The organism is Bacillales bacterium (assembly GCA_035700025.1).
Classification (GTDB): domain Bacteria; phylum Bacillota; class Bacilli; order Bacillales; family DASSOY01; genus DASSOY01.
Genome location: DASSOY010000059.1, coordinates 1 through 20,578, shown reverse-complemented (window position 1 = coordinate 20,578; position 20,578 = coordinate 1). Strand labels below are relative to the sequence as shown.

Annotated in this window: 25 protein-coding genes; 12 read left to right on the top strand and 13 right to left on the bottom strand. The window is 52.7% G+C overall.

Annotation, left to right across the window (positions count from 1 at the left end; genetic code table 11):
- Positions 1-3: 3 nt before the first annotated feature.
- The 5 genes from VFK44_09970 to VFK44_09950 form a co-directional block, all read right to left on the bottom strand.
- The gene (locus VFK44_09970) at positions 4-225 is read right to left on the bottom strand and encodes a spore germination protein (protein HET7628702.1); all 222 of its coding nucleotides are present in this window, start codon (positions 223-225) and stop codon (positions 4-6) included.
- A 69-nt stretch (positions 226-294) separates the two neighbouring features.
- A complete protein-coding gene (locus VFK44_09965; GenBank protein HET7628701.1) occupies positions 295-714 on the bottom strand; it encodes a spore germination protein GerPE in 420 nt (139 codons plus the stop codon).
- A gap of 12 nt (positions 715-726) precedes the next feature.
- On the bottom strand, positions 727-927 hold the full coding sequence (locus VFK44_09960; protein ID HET7628700.1) for a spore gernimation protein GerPD: 201 nt from the start codon (positions 925-927) through the stop codon (positions 727-729).
- Positions 924-1,526, bottom strand: a complete 603-nt coding sequence (gene gerPC / locus VFK44_09955) for a spore germination protein GerPC (protein HET7628699.1) — start codon at positions 1,524-1,526, stop codon at positions 924-926. The genes VFK44_09960 and gerPC overlap by 4 nt, the downstream gene beginning before the upstream one ends.
- 108 nt (positions 1,527-1,634) lie before the next feature.
- Complete coding sequence (locus VFK44_09950) at positions 1,635-1,856, bottom strand: spore germination protein (protein ID HET7628698.1); 222 nt, start codon at positions 1,854-1,856, stop codon at positions 1,635-1,637.
- Positions 1,857-2,010: 154 nt separating this feature from the next.
- Between VFK44_09950 and uraA the strand changes: the two genes are divergently transcribed.
- Both uraA and VFK44_09940 read left to right on the top strand, forming a co-directional pair.
- Positions 2,011-3,324: a uracil permease gene (uraA, locus tag VFK44_09945; GenBank protein ID HET7628697.1), complete on the top strand. Its 1,314-nt coding sequence runs from the start codon at positions 2,011-2,013 to the stop codon at positions 3,322-3,324.
- A 57-nt stretch (positions 3,325-3,381) separates the two neighbouring features.
- Positions 3,382-3,876: a DinB family protein gene (locus VFK44_09940; protein ID HET7628696.1), complete on the top strand. Its 495-nt coding sequence runs from the start codon at positions 3,382-3,384 to the stop codon at positions 3,874-3,876.
- Between the two features lie 252 nt (positions 3,877-4,128).
- On the opposite strand, the gene VFK44_09935 is transcribed toward VFK44_09940, so the two are convergent.
- Positions 4,129-5,031, bottom strand: a complete 903-nt coding sequence (locus tag VFK44_09935) for a peptidoglycan-binding protein (GenBank protein ID HET7628695.1) — start codon at positions 5,029-5,031, stop codon at positions 4,129-4,131.
- Positions 5,032-5,310: 279 nt separating this feature from the next.
- Between VFK44_09935 and VFK44_09930 the strand changes: the two genes are divergently transcribed.
- The 6 genes from VFK44_09930 (at position 5,311) to VFK44_09905 (ending at position 12,690) form a co-directional block, all read left to right on the top strand.
- Positions 5,311-5,931 (top strand): DUF47 domain-containing protein, encoded by a 621-nt coding sequence (locus VFK44_09930; protein HET7628694.1) that lies wholly within the window; start codon positions 5,311-5,313, stop codon positions 5,929-5,931.
- Between the two features lie 11 nt (positions 5,932-5,942).
- Positions 5,943-6,944, top strand: coding sequence for an anion permease (locus tag VFK44_09925; GenBank protein ID HET7628693.1), 1,002 nt, complete (start codon positions 5,943-5,945; stop codon positions 6,942-6,944).
- 235 nt (positions 6,945-7,179) lie between these two features.
- The gene (locus VFK44_09920) at positions 7,180-8,427 is read left to right on the top strand and encodes an aminopeptidase P family protein (GenBank protein ID HET7628692.1); all 1,248 of its coding nucleotides are present in this window, start codon (positions 7,180-7,182) and stop codon (positions 8,425-8,427) included.
- 89 nt (positions 8,428-8,516) lie between these two features.
- Positions 8,517-9,098: a glycerol-3-phosphate acyltransferase gene (locus tag VFK44_09915; protein ID HET7628691.1), complete on the top strand. Its 582-nt coding sequence runs from the start codon at positions 8,517-8,519 to the stop codon at positions 9,096-9,098.
- 31 nt (positions 9,099-9,129) lie between these two features.
- Positions 9,130-10,749, top strand: coding sequence for a GNAT family N-acetyltransferase (locus tag VFK44_09910; GenBank protein ID HET7628690.1), 1,620 nt, complete (start codon positions 9,130-9,132; stop codon positions 10,747-10,749).
- Between the two features lie 93 nt (positions 10,750-10,842).
- Positions 10,843-12,690: an LTA synthase family protein gene (locus tag VFK44_09905; protein HET7628689.1), complete on the top strand. Its 1,848-nt coding sequence runs from the start codon at positions 10,843-10,845 to the stop codon at positions 12,688-12,690.
- Between the two features lie 287 nt (positions 12,691-12,977).
- Here VFK44_09905 and VFK44_09900 read toward each other — a convergent pair whose 3' ends face one another.
- From VFK44_09900 to VFK44_09880, 5 genes are all read right to left on the bottom strand, one after another.
- Complete coding sequence (locus tag VFK44_09900; protein ID HET7628688.1) at positions 12,978-13,142, bottom strand: YfhE family protein; 165 nt, start codon at positions 13,140-13,142, stop codon at positions 12,978-12,980.
- Between the two features lie 73 nt (positions 13,143-13,215).
- Complete coding sequence (locus VFK44_09895) at positions 13,216-13,770, bottom strand: hypothetical protein (GenBank protein ID HET7628687.1); 555 nt, start codon at positions 13,768-13,770, stop codon at positions 13,216-13,218.
- A 52-nt stretch (positions 13,771-13,822) separates the two neighbouring features.
- Positions 13,823-14,392, bottom strand: a complete 570-nt coding sequence (locus VFK44_09890) for a hypothetical protein (GenBank protein ID HET7628686.1) — start codon at positions 14,390-14,392, stop codon at positions 13,823-13,825.
- Positions 14,393-14,396: 4 nt separating this feature from the next.
- Positions 14,397-14,834 (bottom strand): hypothetical protein, encoded by a 438-nt coding sequence (locus VFK44_09885; protein HET7628685.1) that lies wholly within the window; start codon positions 14,832-14,834, stop codon positions 14,397-14,399.
- Positions 14,738-15,814, bottom strand: a complete 1,077-nt coding sequence (locus VFK44_09880) for a hypothetical protein (GenBank protein ID HET7628684.1) — start codon at positions 15,812-15,814, stop codon at positions 14,738-14,740. The genes VFK44_09885 and VFK44_09880 overlap by 97 nt, the downstream gene beginning before the upstream one ends.
- A 178-nt stretch (positions 15,815-15,992) precedes the next feature.
- Between VFK44_09880 and VFK44_09875 the strand changes: the two genes are divergently transcribed.
- Genes VFK44_09875 through VFK44_09865 form a run of 3 tightly spaced genes read left to right on the top strand, consistent with a single transcriptional unit; the run spans position 15,993 to position 16,802 of the window.
- Complete coding sequence (locus VFK44_09875) at positions 15,993-16,196, top strand: hypothetical protein (GenBank protein HET7628683.1); 204 nt, start codon at positions 15,993-15,995, stop codon at positions 16,194-16,196.
- A 23-nt stretch (positions 16,197-16,219) separates the two neighbouring features.
- Positions 16,220-16,423, top strand: coding sequence for a hypothetical protein (locus VFK44_09870; GenBank protein HET7628682.1), 204 nt, complete (start codon positions 16,220-16,222; stop codon positions 16,421-16,423).
- A gap of 7 nt (positions 16,424-16,430) precedes the next feature.
- On the top strand, positions 16,431-16,802 hold the full coding sequence (locus tag VFK44_09865; protein HET7628681.1) for a VOC family protein: 372 nt from the start codon (positions 16,431-16,433) through the stop codon (positions 16,800-16,802).
- A gap of 497 nt (positions 16,803-17,299) precedes the next feature.
- Here VFK44_09865 and VFK44_09860 read toward each other — a convergent pair whose 3' ends face one another.
- Together VFK44_09860 and VFK44_09855 are read right to left on the bottom strand one after the other, a co-directional pair.
- Positions 17,300-18,034 (bottom strand): MBL fold metallo-hydrolase, encoded by a 735-nt coding sequence (locus VFK44_09860; GenBank protein HET7628680.1) that lies wholly within the window; start codon positions 18,032-18,034, stop codon positions 17,300-17,302.
- Between the two features lie 225 nt (positions 18,035-18,259).
- Positions 18,260-18,442 (bottom strand): hypothetical protein, encoded by a 183-nt coding sequence (locus VFK44_09855; GenBank protein ID HET7628679.1) that lies wholly within the window; start codon positions 18,440-18,442, stop codon positions 18,260-18,262.
- A gap of 546 nt (positions 18,443-18,988) precedes the next feature.
- Here VFK44_09855 and VFK44_09850 point away from each other — a divergent pair.
- The coding region (locus VFK44_09850) for an SEC-C metal-binding domain-containing protein (protein HET7628678.1) at positions 18,989-20,578 on the top strand (1,590 nt) is incomplete at its 3' end.

The window sequence follows — 20,578 nt, the reverse complement described above, 5'->3', positions numbered from 1 at the left end:
CGGTTAGTTGTTCGCGGTATTGCTTGAATCGACCGCGTCAGGATCCGGAACGATCGTATTACTGATGGCGTTATAGTTTACATGAAAGTCGCCGGTGCCGAAAGACCCTGATCCCGCATACGTTTTTGTCGTGCTTTTTGGCGTGATTTGCCAATTATCCCCGAAGTCGACGACCCCGCTGCTGGCGACGCTGTTGATTTTTACCGGACCGACGATAGAAGGCATCGGGCAACATCCTTTTTCTGCGAAAATAAGATAGTGCTATTGTATGTCGCGATTGGAGAGGAGTTCGGTCTAGCTCCGATTGTCATCATTATCTTCATAAAAATATGCGTATTGCTCTTCTGTTAACGGAAGGAAAAACTGTCGGATTTGCTTCACTCGCGATGAACTGAACACGTGCCGGGTCGAGCCGACCTGTACGACGGAGGATGCTGCCACGCCGTGGATGTCGACCGCTCCGACTTTTATGATCGGAACCCGATTCTCCGAATGGAAATGCCCGCCGCAACCCGCAGGAACAGGCGGCAAAGGTCTCGTGAAAAAGTCAAAGCGTTGAAAGTCGAAATCGCTATTGCTGTAAACCGGGAATTCTCTTTGCACCGCTAACACTTGATCGTACGGTGTGATCGTCTCGCTGTCTCCGATTTGTAATGTCGCACTTGAAGATACCGAACGCACCTTCATCCAATCGACAAGTGACAGTCTCCTCAAGCCAATCCCCCCTTAAGCCGATTCCGAAGTCAACGGAACGAGAGGCGCAGGAAATGGTTCCTGTCCGATTATCAACGATTCCGGCGGTGTATCAAACGCCGAAGCGCATTTAATGTCTTCCGCATCGCCAATGAGAAAAACCGATGAGGACGTTACCCCGATGATGCGTACATTTCCGACGGATATTCCGTAGTTCGTCACGTTGTAATTCATTGTGCGTCCCTTCCTTGTTTCAATTGGCCGAGGAACTGTTCCATTCCCCGGTAAACATCGTTTCTTACTTTTTCCGCGATTTGTTTGGCCAATTCCTCCCGGTTTCTATCGTTCAACTGATGCTTTATTTGCGAATAGTAGTGGCGAATTCGCGGATCCACCTGTTTTTGTAAATCTCGCAAAATGAACTTCCGATACGGTTCGTCCAAAGGATACTCGCAGCGTTCTTCAAGCTGCTTCATGTCGTCGAGCGCACGGCCATTCATATAATGCATCACGTCGTTCCGTGCCGACTGCATCATTTGCATCGCCGGATCGCGGGGAGCCGTCGTCTCCAGCGATTCACCGTTCACTGATAAATCGTCGAGTCCGTCGTCCTGCCCCTTTGCCCCCCAACCGATATTCAGCGTGCCGTCCAGCCGCTCAATTTTTAACTGGTCGAAATTATAATGGATTTCTCTCGGTTCCAAACGAAGTTCTTCCAAGTCGCTTTGCATCTGTTGCAACTGTTCTTGCAGTTGTTCGATTTGTCGCTGCTGTGCTTGCATGTGCTGCTGCGGGTTGAGAAACGTTTGCGGTACTTGCCCGTAAGGATACATCGCTTCTCCGTCCTTTCGCTATATTTGCCGTCGTTTGAAGTCAAAACAGGGGCACCGTCTGCGGATATGCTTCAATGTCATATTTTCTATAGAAGCCAACACGATTCCTTACGCATTTCCAATATTGCTCGCATCCACGGTGTCCTCATCGATCGTTCTCGTGACGCTGTGTTGGTTGTCGATCGAAATATAATCGCCGGTGTTGAAAGACCCGGCTCCGGCGAACGTTTTCAAAGCACTGTTCGGTGCGATGCTGTATACGTCTCCGACATGCAGCACACCGCTGGAGCCCACGGAATTCACTTTTAAAACGCCGACCACTCCCGGCATGACAAACACCCTTTTTCCATTCTGATATTCAGTCTATGTCGTTTCCGTTTAGGTGTTCATCCCGGCTGTAAGCATTCGTTTTTTCACATTCGACAGGTTACGTTATACTTAGCAGGAGATTTTGTTCTACATATTTCAAACGAGGAGGCATCCGATTTTGCAAAGAGTCATTCAAGTGGAGGAGCGGCCGCCGCTCTCTCAGAGCATCCCGCTCAGCTTCCAGCACTTATTCGCCATGTTCGGCTCCACCGTACTCGTGCCGATCCTGTTTCACGTCAATCCGGCCACGATTCTGCTTATGAACGGCGTCGGCACCTTGCTCTATCTCATCATTTGCCGCGGCCGCATTCCGGCCTACCTCGGCTCCAGCTTCGCCTTCATCTCGCCCGTGTTCTTCGTGCTCTCCACGGGCGGCGGCTACAACGCCGCGCTCGGCGGATTCATCGTCGTCGGCCTCATCTTTTCGGCCATCGCCCTCATCATCCGCTTTGCCGGCATCGGCTGGATCGACGTCGTCTTCCCGCCGGCCGCCATGGGGGCCATCGTCGCCGTCATCGGCCTCGAACTCGTCCCCACCGCCGCGCAAATGGCCGGCCTGCTCGCGCCTGACGGCGCGCCGCAAAACTGGTCGCCCGACGGCCGCGTCATTTTTATTTCAATGGCCACGTTGTTCATCACCATCTTAGGCTCCGTCGCCTTCCGCGGCTTTTTCAAAATCATTCCGATTTTGATCGGCATCGTCGCCGGCTATCTCCTGGCGGCGCTGTTCGGCATGGTCGACGTATCCAAAGTCGCTGCCGCTCCTTGGCTCGCCTTGCCGCAATTTTACACGCCGGTTTTCCAATGGTCGGCGATCATCGCTATCGCGCCCGCCGCCCTCGTTGTTGTAGCGGAGCACATGGGGCATCTGATCGTCACCGGCAACATCGTCGAACGCGATTTAACGCGCGATCCCGGCCTCGGCCGCTCACTGCTCGGCAACGGGATTTCGACGATTCTTTCCGGTTTCGTCGGCTCGACACCGAATACGACATACGGGGAGAACATCGGTGTTCTCGCCATCTCGAAAGTGTATTCGACGTGGGTCATCGGCGGTGCCGCCGTCATCGCGATTCTCATTTCTTTTATCGGCAAATTGTCGGCGCTCATTTCTTCGATTCCGACGCCGGTCATGGGCGGCATTTCCTTGTTGCTGTTCGGTGTCATTGCCGCTTCCGGGATCAGCATGCTCGTCGAAGCGAAGGTCGATTACTCAAAGCCGGCCAATCTCATGTTGACCTCTGTCGTTTTGGTGATCGGTACGAGCGGTGCGGCGGTCACGATCGGCACGTTCGCGCTGAAAGGCATGGCGCTCGCCACGGTGATCGCGATTTTCATCAGCTTGTTCTTTAAAGGACTGGAGCTGGCCGGCGTGACCGAAGAGGGTGGAAGTGGAAGCAGGAATTCGAAGGTTCGCATCGAAAAATAAAAGTTGAAGTGAGCGGAAACGTTAAAGGCCGCTGAAGATACGGAGGGAAGGGTAAAAATGAATGAAGAAGCCCTGTTTGCGCAGCTAAGAATGTCGCGACGCCTGACGCTCGCCGCACTGAAAGCGACGCCGGAGGCGATCGCCGATAAGCAGCCGGGGGCGTTCAACAATTCGCTTCGCTGGAATTTCGGGCACATTTACGTGTCGTTGAACGGCCTGATGTACGGGTTCGCGGGAGAGGAGGATCCATCTCCCGAAGGGTACAAGGAATGGTTCGACCGGGGGACGAGCCCGGAAGACTGGGGCGATGCAGAGATGCCCTCGCTTGCGAGGCTGCAAGCGTTGCTGGAGGCGCAGCCGGAGTTGATCGAAGAGCGTTTCACCGGCCGGCTCGAGGAGCGGACAGAGCGGCCGTTCGGCTTAATCAAGACAGGGCGCCCGGCGATCATCGGCGACTTGCTCAATTTCGGCATTTACCACGAAGGGCTGCATCTCGGTTGGATTCACGGTTTGAAACGGGCGCTCGGCGAGAAGCAGCTGTATGCCGAATAATGCGTGAACACTTGCCGAGGGGTAAGCGGCGCCCGGCGCGGAAAGGCCTCACCGTGGCGATGAGTCGTATCGGTGATGGAGATAGGTTCGCTAATTAATACTGACCTGACGAGCAACAGTGATCATCGCCGAAACTGAAAACGGCTGGGGCTATTCCCAGCCGTTTCGTCATTTCCCTTCGAACGGAGATCGCGTCAGCCGTGAGCGGAGCGAAGACGGGGACACGCGTTTGGCGCAACCCCCAAGTTTCCGTTAAAACAACCGTTTGCCGCCGAGATACCGGCTGCTCCAGTAGTTGATCCCGAGGCTTTCGATGACGACCCCGTGCGAACCGCAATGGATGAATCGGTTTCCGTCTAAATAAATACCGACGTGAGACGGTCCGTCTTTGTACGTTTCGAAAAATACGAGGTCGCCCGGGTGCAAATAAGCGACGGTTCGGCCGGCGTCCCAAAGGGACGAAGTCGTACGCGGAACGGAAATGCCGTTCTTCGCAAAGACGTAATGAATGAAACCGCTGCAGTCAAACCCTTCTTGCGGGTTGTCACCGCCCCATTGATACGGGGTGCCGACAAGCGCTTTCGCGTCTTCAATGATTTTTGCTGCAGTGACGGCATGATCTAAGGTTGTCAACGTTTGCGGGCCGGCAATCCCGTCTATCGTCAATTGATGGTCTGCTTGGAAGTTTTCGACCGCTTGTTCGGTCATGTGCCCGAAGATCCCATCCACCCCGTATGTATAGTAGTCGAGGCGTTTCAGCTGTTGCTGCAAGTCGGAAACGGATGCCCCCCTGTCCCCATAGTCGAGATAAGATGAGTTCGCTTGCCCGGGAAATAACGAAGTCAACGTTTGTGGGCCGGCAATCCCGTCGACGGCCAATCCGTGGTCGCGTTGATAGCTGATGACCGCAGCGCGCGTATGTGACCCGAAAATTCCGTCGAGCGCATCCCAATAATAATTTAGAGATCGCAACTTCGTTTGCAACGTTTTCACGTCGGCGCCCCGGTCGCCCATTTTTAACAACTGATTCGTGTTCATTGCGGTTTGCGTGCTCGCGGACACTTCCGTCAAGCCGGGTCCTGCAGCAAAAGATCCAAAAGCGAGCGCACCAGCCGTAATCCCCGATACCCACCATTTCCCCCAAGTCACTGTCATTCGATCCTCCCGAAAGTTTTTTTTATAAAAACTATAAGCTTAACTCGAGTTTAATTGAGCGGTGTGACAACACCGTAAAAACGTTGTTACAGCAACGTAACACGGGCATTTTATATTGGCAGGGGAGGGAGGATTTGGCTAGGAAAATGGAAGCGCTTACAAAACCTTAATTGAATCTTTACATTGCAGCGATGTTCAGAGTCGACACGATTTGCTAGAATGAAAAAGGTGTTTCAAACGAAAAATAGCTTAAGAACAATCCTTTCGGAGGTGCCAAACGTGTTTTTTTCTCAAAAACAGGACGATTTCTTTAAGATGTTGTCGAACATTGCCGAGAACTTGAAGGAAGCTTCACAGTACTTTTTGGAATTCGAAATTAAAAACCAAGCGGATTTGAAAGAGTTTGCGAAGGTGATGAAGAATTACGAAACGAAAGGCGATACGATCATCCATGAATTGATCGTGGCGTTGAACAAAACGTTCATCACGCCGCTGGAGCGGGAAGACATTTTGGAACTCGCTGTAAAAATGGATGACATTCTCGACGGGTTTGAGGCGTGCTCTTCGAGGTTCGAGCTGTACAACATCACGGAACCGAACGATTACATGAAAAAATTCGTCGGGCATTTGAACGACGCGGTTGGAGAAGTTGCGCAATCGGTCAATTTGTTGAAGAAGAAAAAATTGATTGACATTCGCCCGCACGCGATCAAAATCAATGATTACGAGTCGACCTGCGACGAATTGCTGCGCGTTTGTTTCAAAGATTTATTTTCGACTGAAGAAAATCCGATCGTAGTGATTCAGTACAAAGAGATGTACGAGCTGCTCGAAGGCATTTCGGACAGCTGCGAAGACGTGGCGAACACGCTTGAAACGATCATTATGAGAAATGCATAAGGAGCGTTTGGATGGATACGATATTTTTTGTGATCATCTTAATCGTCATTTTTGCCCTCGTTTTCGACTTTAGCAACGGGTTTCACGATACGGCCAATACGGTGGCGACCTCGATTTCGACCGGTGCGTTGCCCCCTCGTTTCGCCGTAATTTTAGCGGGGGTCATGAATTTTGTCGGCGCGCTCGCCTTTACCGGCGTAGCCAAGACCATTACGAAAGGGATCACCGATCCTTTTCAGCTTCAAAACGGATTGATTGTCGTGATGGCTGCTTTGATCGCGGCCGTTTCATGGAACATCATCACTTGGTATTTCGGAATTCCGAGCAGTTCGTCCCATGCGATCATCGGATCGGTGGCCGGCGCGGCTATCGCGTCCGAAGGCATCCATGCCTTGAACTATGACGGCTTTCTCGGAATCATTTTGGCACTCGTCGTTTCGCCTTTCGTCGCTTTGGCCTTCGGGTTCATCATCATGTTTTTGTTTAAAATCATCTTTAAGAACTTCCCGTTGTCAAAGACGAACAAAGGCTTCCGGCTGTTTCAAATTCTCACGGCATCGCTGCAGTCTTTTGCCCACGGCACGAACGACGGACAAAAGGCGATGGGGATCATCACCCTCGCGCTGATTACGGCTGGTTATTTGAACTCGGCGGAAATTCCGATGTGGGTGCGATTTCTCGCGGCGCTCGCCATGGGTCTCGGCACCGCTGTCGGCGGCTGGCGCATCATCAAAACTGTCGGCGGCAAAATCATGAAAATCCGCCCGGTGAACGGTGCGGCCGCCGACCTCGGTTCGGCCATCATCATCTTCGGCTTTTCGCGGCTCGGCTTGCCGGTCAGTTCGACCCACGTCATTTCTTCTTCGATCATGGGCGTCGGCACCGCCCAGCGCGTGAAAGGCGTCAAATGGGGCGTAGCGCGCCGGATCGTCTTGACATGGATTATTACGCTGCCTTCGGTAGCGATCCTTTCCGCGCTCATCTTCGAACTGCTGCAATTCTTTTTTAAATAGACCTCGATGGGTCATCCAAACCTGCCAGTCATGGACTTCGCGTCCGTGACCGGCAGGTTTTTTTGTTCCTCTGTAAAAACCGCACATATGCCGAAAATTCGATCGACGGCATGAGCCGATCGGAAATCGGTCCCCATGCTTTTTTGATGCAAAATTGGAAGGTTCAAGGGGACTTATGGTATTTTATAAGAAGATGCTTTCCGCGCGAACGGAGAAAAAGAGAGGGGTTATTAGTATGAAAGCCGATTTTTTTGCGAACAACCGAAAGAAGTTATCCGGCGCTCTGAAGGAGGGGTCGTTGACGATTTTGTTTGCCGGCAGCGCGCCGCACCGTTCGGCTGACGAGACGTACCGATTCGTTCCGAACCGTAATTTTTATTATATGACCGGCATTGACCGGGAGAACATCATCTTCGCGCTCAAGAAAAGCGAAGGCAAGATCGAAGAGATGTTGTTTATCGAAGAAAACGATCCGGTTATGGAAAGGTGGGTCGGCCGGAAACTGTCGGAAGAAGAGGCGAAAGCGGCTTCGGGCATTTCGAAGATTCGTAAGGTACAAGAATTTCCGGCATTCGTCCACAGCGCTTTGCAAAATGAAAAGATCGAAACCGTCTATTTGAACTTGGAGTTGATGAATTGGGGAGCTGGACCGTCAAAAGCACACGAATTCGCGCGCGAACTGCAAGTCAAGTATCCTCAGGCGAAAGTCGAGAACGTGTATGCCGATATTACGCAGCTCCGCGTTGTCAAGGAACCGGAAGAGGTTGATAAAATTCGCCGGGCAATTGCGATCACGAAGGACGGCATTGAGAATGTATGGAAGCACGCCAAGCCGGGGATGAAGGAAAACGAGCTGGAAGCGTATTTCAATTTCACGCTGCAAACGCAAGGAGTGAAGGAAACGGCGTTTCCGACGATTGCCGCTTCCGGGAAGAATGCGACGATTCTTCATTACGTGAACAACGATGACGAGACAAAAGACGGCGATCTCGTTCTTCTTGATCTTGGGGCGACGTATGATTATTACAGCGCGGACTTGACCCGGACGTTTCCGATTAACGGGAAGTTCAGCGAGCGTCAGAAAGCTGTTTACAACGTAGTTTTGCAGGCGTTGAAAGAGACGACGGAATTGGTAAAACCAGGGCTGAATTTCGCGGAGCTGAACAAACATACGAAAAAAGTGCTTGCTGAAGGGTGCAGGAACCTCGGCTTGATTGAAAAAGATGAAGAAATTGATCGTTATTATTACCATGGCGTCAGCCATTCGCTCGGATTGGATACGCACGATGTCGGGCGCTATCGCGACATGGATCTCGTGCCGGGAATGGTGTTGACGATTGAACCGGGATTGTACATTGCCGAGGAAAACATCGGCATTCGCCTGGAAGATGACGTACTCGTAACTGTGGACGGCCATGAGAATTTGTCTGCGGCGATGATTCGGACGGTCGAAGACATCGAATCGTTCTTGGCGAATCGGTAATTTTTTCCGACAAGATGGTGAAAAGATCGACAATTGTGATAGAATAATAAAATCATAACGTTTGCTGAAGCACGGAAAGGAGCGGGCCGATGCATGCCGCCGTTTCAGGGTTGATGGTTCTTGCCGCATACGGTGTCGGCTGTCTTACCGCGGGCTATTATTTGGTCCGGTTCGGGAAAGGCGCCGACATTCACGACATCGGCAGCGGCAACGTCGGTGCCCGCAACGTAAGCCGAGTGCTCGGCCGCACGGGTTTTGCCGTCACGCTCGCGCTCGACATGGCCAAAGGCATGCTCGTTGTTTGGGCGGCGCGCCGCGCCGGCCTCGAGCCTTTCGCGGTCGCGGCCGCTGGTGCGGCAGTTGTGGCGGGCCACATTTGGCCGCTGCAATTTCGTTTTCGCGGCGGCAAAGGCATTGCCGCGGCGATCGGGGTGATTCTCGCACTCAACTGGATCTTGATGGGGCTGGTCATCGCCCAATTTCTCGTACTCTACGTTTTCGTGCGGAGTTTTACGATCGCCGGTCTCGGCGCAATTGCGGTCACGCCGCTGACTGCCGTCTTGGTCGGTCAACCGGGCGTACAAGCGCTCGGCATCGCGGCGATTGCCGCTCTCGTACTGTTTTCCCACCGGGAAAACCTCGCGGAACGGCTCGGCACCCGCCGTTCTTAGCAATCACCTGATGAGCATTGGGGTGGAATTCATGATTACCGCTTCGTCATTCAAGTTCAAAATGGCTTCGGAACCTGCCGAATTTGAACAAATTTATCGGCTCAATTATAAAACGTTCGTGGAAGAAATTCCTCAACATGAAAGAAATGAGGAAAACCGCCTCGTTGACCGTTTCGACAGCGAAAGCACTTACATCATCGGACTGGACGGCGACCGCGTCGTCGGCATGATCGCCGTACGCGGCAATCGGCCGTTTTCGCTCGATCAAAAGCTCGAAAACTTGGACGCTTATTTTCCGGAAGGCCGGAAAATTTGCGAAGTGCGGCTGCTGGCGGTTGAGAAGGCGTACCGGAACGGTCGCGTTTTCCTCGGACTGGCGCGGCAATTGATCGATTATTGCCTCGAATACGGTTACGACATGGCGATCATCTCCGGAACGTTGAGAGAAAAGAAATTGTACCGCCATCTCGGATTCGTACCGTTCGGACCGTTGGTCGGAACGAAAGAAGCGCCGTTTCAGCCGATGTATTTGACAAAGGAAGCGTTTTTCGCGAAAGAGGCGATGTTCCGGCGTCTTAACGCTTTGCCGGCCGAAGAAGAACAACCGGAGGCACCGGCGGAGACGATCAGCTTTTTGCCGGGGCCGGTTGCGATGGATGAGAAAGTGCGTGAGACGTTCGGCGAAAAGCCGATTTCTCATCGTTCGCGCCAGTTTGTCGACGATTTTCAACGCGTGAAACGGCAACTGTGCGAGTTGACGAGGACGAACCATGTGGAAATTGCGCTTGGAACGGGGACGCTCGGGAACGACATCGTCGCTGCCCAACTTTCGCAGCTGGAAGGACGCGGATTGATCGTCACGAACGGAGAGTTCGGCGAACGGCTGCTCGACCACGCGGCACGCTTCGGGCTGGCGCACGAAACGATGAAACACGAATGGGGCGAACCGTTGGCTTACGAAAAAATCGGCGAACGCCTCAAAGAAAATCCCGAGATTCGTTGGTTATGGACGGTGCATTGCGAAACGTCGACAGGCCTTTTGAACGATATGGAAAGCTTGAAGCGGCTGTGCCGGTTGCACGACGTCCGGCTGTGTCTCGACTGCTGCAGTTCGATCGGCATCGTCCCGGTCGATCTTTCCGACGTGTTTCTGGCATCGTCGGGCAGCGGTAAAGGGATGAGTTCCTTCGCAGGACTGGCAACCGTTTTTTATAATCACGATGTCCAACCGAGCACCCGCATTCCGCGGTATTTGGATCTTGGTTACTACGCATCAAAGCAAGGCGTGCCGTTCACCCATTCTTCGAACCTCGTTTACGCATTGAAAACCGCCTTGCAACGGTTCGAAGACGGCGAGTTGTTCCGCAAACAAGCCGAATTGGCCGCATGGCTCCGAGGCGAGCTTCGCGATCGCGGATTTGTCTTGTTCGGATCGGATGAAAACACGTCACCGGGCATCGTAACGATCGAATTGCCCGAAGAAACGAATTCACTTGCGGCCGGAGAAGCCCTTGAGCGCGCCGGCTACTTGCTCAGCTATCGAAGCGAGTATTTGCTCAAGCGAAATTGGGTGCAAATTTCGCTCATGGGCGAGCATTCCAAAGGACAGCTGCTTTCCTTGCTTGCAGAATTGCAGCGCTTTGCTCGATAAACGGGACGGCTATCGGGTGGCAAGCCCGGTTCGTGCCGTTTTTTTCATGCTGAAATTCTTTTGCGATCATGCGTTTTCCAACCGGAGGTGGTTTTGATTTTTTTCCGCGGACGTTCTACATGGATCTTTTATTTGACGGCGGTGATCTTGTTTTGGCTGAAATCGTATGCCGTCTTGCAATTTTATACCGATTTAAAGACGACGGGCTTGTTGCAGCAAATCATTTTATGGATCAATCCGATTGCTTCGTCGATCCTCGTGCTGTCGCTAAGTTTCTTTTTCGGAAAAAAACTGCGCGGCTCCACGGTGTTGATCGTCGATTTTCTCGCCACGATGCTGCTTTACGCCGATATTTTATATTACCGATTTTACATCGATTTCATCACGCTGCCGGTCATCACGCAGCTGCCGAACGTCGGGGGATTGTCGCAGAGTACGGTTGCGCTTGCCAGTCCGTATGATGTATTCCTGTTCGTTGACTTGCTTGCGCTTTTTGTCTGGTGGAGAAAAGACGAGTGGCGGCCGACCCCGGTTACGAAAAAACAAAGAGGGCTGACAGTCACGGTTGCGGTTTTGTTTTTGTTGGCCAATGTCGCGCTCGTGAAGGCGGAGAACCCTAACTTGTTTAAAGCGTTTTACAACCGGGAAGCGATTGCGAAAGCGTTTGGCATCATGAATTACCATCTTTACGATCTCGTCTCCCAGTTGAAACCGGTGGCCGCGCTTGCGCTGGCTTCTGACAACGACCTTGAGGAAATCCAACGGTACGTCGCTGAACACGAAATTAGCCCGAATCCCGTTTTGTTCGGGAAATACAAGAACCAAAACGTCATCTTGATTTCGCTCGAATCGACACAAACCTTCGTGATTCACCGAAAGGTGAACGGGCAGGAAGTGACGCCGTTCTTGAACGACTTGATCGACGAAAGTTATTATTTCGACCACTTTTATCACCAAACCGAGCAAGGGAAGACGTCGGATGCGGAATTTTTGATCGATAATTCGCTTTATCCTCTGCCGAGCGGCTCGGTATTTGTCCGTTACCCGGATCACGAGTATGAAGCTTTGCCGGAAATTTTGGATCGCCGCGGCTATCAATCGGTCGTGTTTCACGGCAACGACCGCACATTTTGGAATCGGGACGATATGTATGATTCGCTCGGGTACGACCGGTTTTATTCGGCGCGGGATTATCGCATGACCGAGGAAAATACGATCAATTACGGACTGAAGGACATCCCGTTTTTCGAGCAATCGATGAAATACGTGAAGCAGCTGGAGCCGCCTTTTTATGCGAAATTCATTACGCTCTCCAATCATTTCCCGTTTTTGATTGATCCCGAAGACGAGTTGATTGACCCGCCGAACAGCGATTACGAGATCGTCAACCGGTATTTCATGACCGTTCGTTACGAAGACGAGGCGTTGAAACGGTTCTTCCAGGAATTGAAAGCTTCCGGGTTGTACGATTCCTCGATCATTGTATTGTACGGTGATCATTACGGGATCTCCGAAGCGTACGAGGAAGGGCTGGAACAAGTGCTCGGCGAACAGTTGTCCCCCGTTGAACGGATCCGATTGCAGCGGGTGCCGTTGATCATCCATGTGCCGGGACAAACGGAAGGGAAAACGATCCATACCGTCGGCGGCGAAATCGACATCCGTCCGACCCTTTTGCATCTGCTCGGCATCGACACCTCGAAGTTCATCCATTTCGGGCACGACTTGTTTTCTCCGGAAAAAGAAGACTTTGTTGTGTTTCGGGACGGCAGTTTCGTCACCGACGCCTACGTTTACACCGGAAACGAGTGTTATCGGAAAAGCGATGGAGCGCTCATGGCGAAAAGCATGTGCCGGCCGTGGTTCGACAGGCGATCGGCGGAATTGGAAAATTCCGATCAGGTCATTTACCAGAACCTGTTGCAATTCAAGGAAAAATGACAACAAAAGGAAGTTCTATGTTCTAACGAACATTAGATCACCTTAGCGCCATTTTTTACGCCGCTATTTTTTCTAACGAACATTTTCGGCCCTTAGCCCTCGATTCGCCGTCATTTGGATCGGTCTGGAGCGTCTAAGGGCCTCTAATGTTCGTTACAGTTGTTTGATGTTCATTTTTCACTGCTAAGGGTCTTTTAGGTTCGTTAGAATGAGGGGTGTGTCTTAAGGCGTTTGGTTGTCGGGAACATGAACAACCCCCAACGTCGTCGTTGGGGGTTACGCAAGGCTCAGTCGTCTTTTTTCTCGCGCTTCGCGCGCCGCACGCGCGGCTTCCGGTAACCGCCGGCGATGTCGGCGGCCTTGAACGCTTTCGCGTACAGGACTTCCTGGGCATCCGAAAGCGATTCACCCGCGCCTTGCACCGGCTGGTACTGTGATCTTTTGCTTTGCATAGCGATCCCTCTTTTCTTAAGAAGTCTCGTAGTCAGTGTTCCCGAACTCCGGGAAACAAAAACATCGTCCGATTCAACGGCGGAGCGCCGGGGCGATCCGTTTCCATACGAAAGCGGTAAACTCGGTCCACGCCCAGCTGTAAAGGAGCGAGAACGAAACGATGACCGTGACAGCGGCGAGTCCGACGCGTGTCGGGAATTCCGGGCCGAGCACGGGAAACCGAAGCCCATACAATGCGAAAGCAATGCCTGCGCTTAAAGCGGCCGCGTTAAAAAAAACGATCGGGAGCCGGCGCCGGAAAAGAAGGAAGGCCAGGCCGACGGAGACGCCGAGGAGGCCGGTCGTGAAAGGGAACACGACGAGCTCGCTCGGTTGCAGGAAAAAGAGCAAGGCAAAGCAAAGCGGGTAGGAAAGCAAGCCGGTGCGGGCGAACAGAAGTATGCTGACAGCGACGGGCAGCGTCGCGAGCATGCTGAATGCGTAGCCGGGGCCGGGAAAAAGGCCGCCCATGGCCTGGAACATGGCCGCGATTGCGCTGAAGACGGCGACGGCGGCGAGCCGGACGGTCGCCGAGTCGAGGCGGACGGGCGGGGCGATGTCCAGGGGGCGCGTCCAGTAGTTGAGCAAAGGATCGCCTCCTTTTTCGTTCTCGTACATGACTATGCCGGGAAGGCAAAATCTAGACGGTCCGGTCGTATAAAATGGACAGCGGCGCCGTTTCAAGCATGTATTCCATGAGCACGAGCCGGTCGGTTTGTTTCTCATGGATGAGCGGAAACGTGAGCTTCACCGGTTCTTTCATGCCGAGACTGAGCGCCAGCTGCTCAGTGACGGCAACGGCGCCGAGCACGTGGTCGTTGGCGAGCGTGAGCTCGTGCAAGTAGCGCCATGTGCCGCTCGCCCCGCCGAGCATGTCGAGCGAATGGCCGGCCAGTTCGAGCATTTTGCCCATCACCGGGCCGGCCGCCTGCGGCAAGGCCGCTCGTTCCCGGCCGATGAGACGGAACAGCTCGCCGATTTCGCGGTCGTGCCGTTCGGCACGTTCGGCCATTTTTTCGAGGGCATTGCGGATGTGCGGTTCAGTGACCGCTTCGGCGGCATCGTTGACCATTTTATGAAAGGAGGCTTGCACCAGGCTCGTCGTCTCGAGCCATTTCTCCATCCGGTCGATCTTTTCTTTCCAATCGGTCTCGGCGAGTCCGATCACGATCGGTTGACTCGCCGTTCGGCTCGTATGCATGCGATTCACCTCGCTACTCCTTCGTAATTTTCCAAAGCGCGCCCGTATGGGCGTATGACAGCATCATGCCCGTTGACACGTCAGCTGTTCCGAAATCGAGCACATACAGGCTGTCGCCGTCCGGGTGGAACTTGCAATCGACGGGACGCTCGAGACCGCCCGTGCCCGGCCCCGATTTTTTATTGTGAAAAAACCGTTCGCCGGTTCCCTCGTTGACGTCAACGCACATCACTTGAAAGCTGTGGTGTAAATCTTTCGGGTTCGGCGAATTGAGCGGCGCAAGCGTACCCCACTCGCAGGCAAACAACTTTCCGCGGGAACCGAAGCTTTCCGAGCGGCAGAAATCCATTTTCGTCATGCACGAATGCGGCTTTTCATAATACGCCGGCGGCCCCGCCCATTCCGGACGATTTTCCAGCAGCGGCTCCGCCGCCTTCCCTTTTTTCGGCAAATGGTTTTCATCCCAGAGCGGCAACCCGTCGCCGCGAATATCCGGATAGCCGTACCAGTCCGGCTTCTCGACCGTCCCGAACGGCTTTTTCGCGTTGCGAATGTGCCAAATCCGGTCCGGATCATCGGCGGTCGCCCGTTCACTTTTTTCCTCATAATCGTTGTCGGACACATACAGTTCGCCGTCCTCATTAACCGCCATGCCGTATGGATTGCGGATGCCCCACGCCAGCAACTCAACGTCGCTGCCGTCGGGCTTCGCCCTCCAGACGCCTGTGAGCACCACAACCGCCCTTTGACGACCTCGCCTTTTTCCGCCTTCCCGAACGGCTTGAACGGCCCGGTCTTCACAAGGTACGGATCCGGCGTCAACGGGTCGCGGCTCCACACATTGTTCCCAGTCAACGTCACGTCTTCGCCGGGCACGTCGCACGCTTCCGGATGCTTCGCAAGGTCCACCGTATAGCCTTGCGGCAACACGACCCCTTGCTGGGCAACCGACCCTTGCGCGAAATACAACAGGCCGTCCGGCCCGAACACCGGACCTCCCGGCTCATGCCAGCCGCCGTCCGGAATTTGGTCGAACAGCACCTCGCGTTCCCGCGTCTCGACGTCGTAGCGCACAATGCGGGTATGGTACCCGCCTTTGACGCTCACGTACAAATAGCCGTCGCGGTACGCGAGCCCGCGCGGGCCGCCGAGCGTCTCTTCCGCGAACACGTCGAGCTCGCCTGCCGGCGACAGCCTCAAGATTCGTGGAATCGAGGACGGGCGCGTCGGCCACGTGCTTCCGCCTTCGTTGAGGTACAACGTGCCGTCCTCCGCGAACGTCATGCCGGTTGGGAACGAAAGCCCAGCCATCACCACTTCCGCGCGATAGCCTTCCGGCACGACGACTTGTTCCGCATCAATGGACGGCCGTGCCGTTGTCGGTAAATTTTTTAACCGATCGATGCTTGCCCTAGCGGCGTTTACCTTCATCGGGTTGACTCCTTTCGCCTCAATCTCTTGTTAAATTTTCCTCAGGCGGCATGTTTTATTCGGGCCGCGTGTGGTAGAATCGGAATGGATGTTCGATCAAGGAATATACTGTCGTCACGAGGCGGCGTCGGAAGCGGTAGGATGTGAGTTGGCGTGCAGATTATGAGGAGGGGTAAACTTGAAACCATTCATGGCAGGGGTTGTAATGTTGCTCTTATTGGCTGGATGTCAAGGCGATCCTGGTGAGTTGAAACCGCCACGGCCGACGATTACCGCGGGGGGACAAGAACTTTTTTATAAAATCGGCACCTATTCCTGGTCGGACCACGGAAGAACAGTTATCGCCGATGCGGTTTCCCCCGAGGAATATGTAAAAAAGTGAATGTCGTTTCAAGGAATGCTGTCGTGACGATTGCTTTTGATCGCGAACCTGAAGCCCTCAAGGCTGGCGTCTGGAAGAACCATGACGTTCAGTTTACACCGATTTCGGGCGATTCTGTCAAACTCCCGGATGAGCCACACCCATTCATTTACGTCATTCACGCAAAATGGAAGAAAGGCGAAGCCGATTATGCGATGAAAATCACATGGCAAGAGGAAAAGGAGTAGGATTTCGATGCAAGACATCACGACTTTTTTGAAATTCAACGGGCAAGCGGAAGAGGCAATTCGCTTCTATGTGTCGCTGTTTGATGATGCGTCGATGGAAAGCCTTCATCATAACGAAGACGGCAGCGTACGGCATGCGGTCTTCCGGTTGAAAGGGTTGTCGTTCATGGCTGTCGACGGCAGCGGGGAGGAGCCGCATCCGTTTACGCCGGCGATGTCGCTGTTTGTCCAATGCCGGACGGAAAAAGAAATCGAGCGCGTGTTTCGTGGGCTTGCGGACGGCGGTAAAGTGCTGACGCCGCTCGCGGAATCACCGTTCAGCGAAAAATACGGACGGGTCGAAGACCGGTACGGGGTATCGTGGCAGCTGAATTTGTAGAAATTGCGGAATCGACGAAGAACGTAAAGAAGCTGACTCGAAAGGTGCTCAATATAGCTTCTTTCATGATCGATTCCAGCACTTCCACCGCGAAAACCCACGTTCATTCAATCCATCAACGAATGAACGGGGGAACGTTCTTCATCTTACCTTTTCGGTGGACCGAAAATCTCATGCTTCTTTAAAATCGCTCATGAGAAGCGCTATTTTCTTGAAAAATCCGGTTTTAAGATGGAATCGCTCATGAGAAGCGCTATTTTCAAAAACCTTACGGAAATCGGTGCGATTTCGGGAGTTTTTACGAAAATAGCGTTACATATGATCGATAATTTTTAAAAACCGCGGATTTGATCAATATAGCGTCTCTCATGATCGATTCCAGCACTTCGACCGCGAAAACCCCTGTTCATTTGATCCATTAACGAATGAACGGGGGCAGCGGAGCGATAACGAGGATCGGTGCCACTGAGTGCGCCGCGTTCCGCTGTTTTTCTCGTTCATCCCCCGGCCAACTCGCGAATCCGCGTGTTCGGCGCGTCTTCATACAAGCCGCCGTGGTAACAGACCACTTTTTCCACGTCATATTCCGTGAACTTCTTCAACGATTCCGCGGCGAGTGCCAAATCGTAAGTCGCCTGCGGCGCCGGGCCGTTCAGACGGCCGTCCTCGACCATCATCGCGTCCGCGGCGATCAAAATCTTGCTCTCGTGCAAATAAAAGCTCAAGTGCCCGGGCGTATGCCCTGGGGTGAAAATGACGGTCATGCCGCCGGCGATCGGCAGCACGTCGCCGTCTGCCAAAAGCCCATCCACCTGTGCTTGCGGCGGATTTTTTATGAGCGAAATCAGTCCGTCCTTGAACGCCTGCGGAATTTCTGCCGGCAACTTTTCGACTTCGGCAACATCGTATTTCAGCAACGGTTGTTCACCTTGAACGAACGGCTTTTCCAGCTCGTGAGTCAGCACCCGCACATGCGGTGCGTTTGCAACAACTTCCGGCATGTTCCCGATGTGATCCAAGTCTTGGTGGCTGATGATGAGGTCGGTCAATTTTTCAAGCGGTACCTCGTGCACTTCAAGTGCGTCCTGCAATTGAGGAAATTGTCCGGTAAATCCCGTGTCGATCAAAACGAAAGCATCGTCTGATGCGATCAGGATCGGATGCACAGTATTGGGTTGCCCCATCACCCCGGTGGTGTTTTCCAGCATATAAACGCCGTCAGCGATTTTCATACGTTCAGCCTCCTCGTTCATCGGTTTCATTATATGAGGCGAATATGTAATTGTCAATAAATTTTTAATATTAACACAATAATATAAAATTGTCAAGCAAAACGCTCGGCAGGCATAAAAATTGAGCATCCATGAGCGGCGTTCGCGAGCGCCTCATGCGATGCTCGACTTTTCGTTTCAGGTGATGATTGGAGAAGGTCTATGTTTGTGGTGTTTGGGGGAGGGTTAAGCGGCGTTTGAGTCTTTCCCAAATTCGATCGCTTCCAAGATGTGCTCAGGCGACAGGAAGGTTAACCAAGAAAGTTCGGCAATCGTCGGACGATGCTCGTACATGATGACATACATTTGCGCGGCTGATTGTATGCGCTTATAGCGTCTTCGGTAAATTTGAAAAGCTTGTATATCCATAATAGTCTCCTTTTCCCCCTAAGGCTTCACATTTAGTGTAACACGGATTGCACAAGGTCTAAACCAAACGGCTTATGCCACAGCCGGGAATTCCGCAGAGCAAGTATCGGATATATGATAATATTCGAAAAATAGGTTCGTGAGATGTCCGTAGGGGTGAACGGGTATCGGACAGTTTCGCCGCTGCGATGAAAAATTATCGCTCACCAGCGACCTTATTTTCTTAAAAACGCCCGTTTTCCGGAAGAATCGCTCATGAGGTGCGTTATTTTCCAAAATCTTGCTTATATGACCCGCTGCGAGGAACATTTCCGGCAAATAGCGTGTTCAGTGAGCGATTTTTCAAAAAATCCGCTCATTCTCATCCAATAGCGTCTCTCATGAGCGATTCCGGGTTGCATGTTCGCCGCAAAGCAAATTCGGAAAATTTTCGGCACGAGGCCGAAAAATCACATCGATTCAAAGCCCCGCAGCGTCCCCCGTTACGCCAGCAACCGACAATATGCTAAAATCAAGATAAAATCGGTGTCTGGGAGTGTGAGCGAGATGGCGAAGATCGGACGAAATGACCCGTGTCCGTGCGGGAGCGGGAAGAAGTACAAGAAATGTTGCGCAGGGAAGGTCATTGATGCAGCTGCGGAAAAAGACCGGATCGTCAAGCGGGAGTTAGAACAAGTTCATGCGGCCTTGAGCGAAAGATACGATCACTATTTGCACGAAGCGGCTGAAGCACTTGATGAAATTAGGAAGGAGGTCGAAGAGGCAGGCGCGCCGGAAATAAGCGAAGCTTATGTCGAACTGTATGCCATCTGGGCGTTCTTTAACAAACCGGTGGGCGCCAAAACGTATTTCGAACAATTTTATGAAAAAATGAAACCGCAACTGCGCCCGTCAGCGCAGACTGTCGTTGCCCGTTGGGATCCGGTTCCGGCATTTTATGAATGCGTCGGAAAAGGAGACGACTCTTATTTTTATGTAAAAGAACTAGGCTCAAAGGACCGGATCAAAGTCGGCTGCGGCGAAGCGGTCAAGCAGCCCGAACCAGGAAGCGGACTCCACGGCATTCTCGTGCCTTTTAATGCCAACGAGCATCAATTCTTACTCGCTTATCATACTGTTAATTTAGAGATGGTTAAACATGGAATTGGCATGAATAGGGATCTGTCCGCTGAAGCGATTCGTGAGCGGATGAAGAATCATTACGATCAATTTTTGCGGGAGCTGTTCTTTGAACCGCTGAACCCGGCAGAATTGGTGGATCACTTCGATTGGTCTGATGAGAGAGCAAGGCAGGCCGCTCAATGTTTTTGCGCACGCAGCGAGCATTTGCCCCCGTCCGTTCAAGCCTTTGCCCTTGAAATCTGGCACAACTACTGTGAGCACTATCCCGCGAATATAGGAAAAATTGAAGCCCCAGCCGCCGGACTCGAATATTTGATGCACCAGTTGGAAGGCAACCCCGTGACGCAAAAAGAAATCGCGAAAAAGTACGGCGTTTCCGTCACGACAGTTTCCCAACGCTATCAAGCTTTGGCAGACGAATACGAGGACATGTTATTTGAGTCACCTATGGCCGCCGATTCGTTCGTGGCGAAAAAAGATATGTCGCTGGAACGACAACTCGAAGAATTCAGCGAAGCGATGCGCGATAAGGAGTTTGAATCGGAAGAAGACATGGAGCGTTTCATTAGGGAATACATGCAACAGCCGCTCGAGGATCGCCGGCTGGAGAAGGTGACCGAAAAAAGAAAGGCCGAAGACTTGGTCGACGAAGCGTGGGGAACCGGGAACCCGAAAGAAAGAGCGGCGCTCGCCAAAGAAGCATTGTCCTTGGACAAAGATAACGTCGATGCCTACGTTTTGTTGGCCGATGGCACCGGGTCGCTGGAAAGCAGGCTCGCTTATTATCAAAAAGGCGTGCAAACCGGCGAACGAAAACTCGGGAAAAAGTTTTTCGAAGAAAACAGCGGACATTTCTGGGGACTCATCGAAACCCGGCCGTACATGCGGGCGAAGCAAGCGTATGCGGAAACTTTGGCCGCCTTGGGGAAAACGGAACAAGCAATCGAAGAATATGAAGAAGTGCTTGAGCTGAATCCGAACGACAACCAGGGTGTGCGCTACAGCTTGTTGACC

Excerpts from the sequence above, each read along its gene's own strand:
- VFK44_09865 (HET7628681.1), top strand. The coding sequence starts at position 16,431 with ATGCAAGACATCACGACTTTTTTGAAATTCAACGGGCAAGCGGAAGAG.
- gerPC (HET7628699.1), bottom strand. The coding sequence starts at position 1,526 with ATGTATCCTTACGGGCAAGTACCGCAAACGTTTCTCAACCCGCAGCAG.
- VFK44_09925 (HET7628693.1), top strand. The coding sequence starts at position 5,943 with ATGGATACGATATTTTTTGTGATCATCTTAATCGTCATTTTTGCCCTC.
- VFK44_09960 (HET7628700.1), bottom strand. The coding sequence starts at position 927 with ATGAATTACAACGTGACGAACTACGGAATATCCGTCGGAAATGTACGC.
- VFK44_09940 (HET7628696.1), top strand. The coding sequence starts at position 3,382 with ATGAATGAAGAAGCCCTGTTTGCGCAGCTAAGAATGTCGCGACGCCTG.
- VFK44_09880 (HET7628684.1), bottom strand. The coding sequence starts at position 15,814 with ATGAAGGTAAACGCCGCTAGGGCAAGCATCGATCGGTTAAAAAATTTA.
- VFK44_09900 (HET7628688.1), bottom strand. The coding sequence starts at position 13,142 with ATGCAAAGCAAAAGATCACAGTACCAGCCGGTGCAAGGCGCGGGTGAA.
- VFK44_09935 (HET7628695.1), bottom strand. The coding sequence starts at position 5,031 with ATGACAGTGACTTGGGGGAAATGGTGGGTATCGGGGATTACGGCTGGT.
- VFK44_09915 (HET7628691.1), top strand. The coding sequence starts at position 8,517 with ATGCATGCCGCCGTTTCAGGGTTGATGGTTCTTGCCGCATACGGTGTC.
- VFK44_09855 (HET7628679.1), bottom strand. The coding sequence starts at position 18,442 with ATGGATATACAAGCTTTTCAAATTTACCGAAGACGCTATAAGCGCATA.
- VFK44_09950 (HET7628698.1), bottom strand. The coding sequence starts at position 1,856 with ATGCCGGGAGTGGTCGGCGTTTTAAAAGTGAATTCCGTGGGCTCCAGC.
- VFK44_09920 (HET7628692.1), top strand. The coding sequence starts at position 7,180 with ATGAAAGCCGATTTTTTTGCGAACAACCGAAAGAAGTTATCCGGCGCT.
- VFK44_09860 (HET7628680.1), bottom strand. The coding sequence starts at position 18,034 with ATGAAAATCGCTGACGGCGTTTATATGCTGGAAAACACCACCGGGGTG.
- VFK44_09970 (HET7628702.1), bottom strand. The coding sequence starts at position 225 with ATGCCTTCTATCGTCGGTCCGGTAAAAATCAACAGCGTCGCCAGCAGC.
- VFK44_09910 (HET7628690.1), top strand. The coding sequence starts at position 9,130 with ATGATTACCGCTTCGTCATTCAAGTTCAAAATGGCTTCGGAACCTGCC.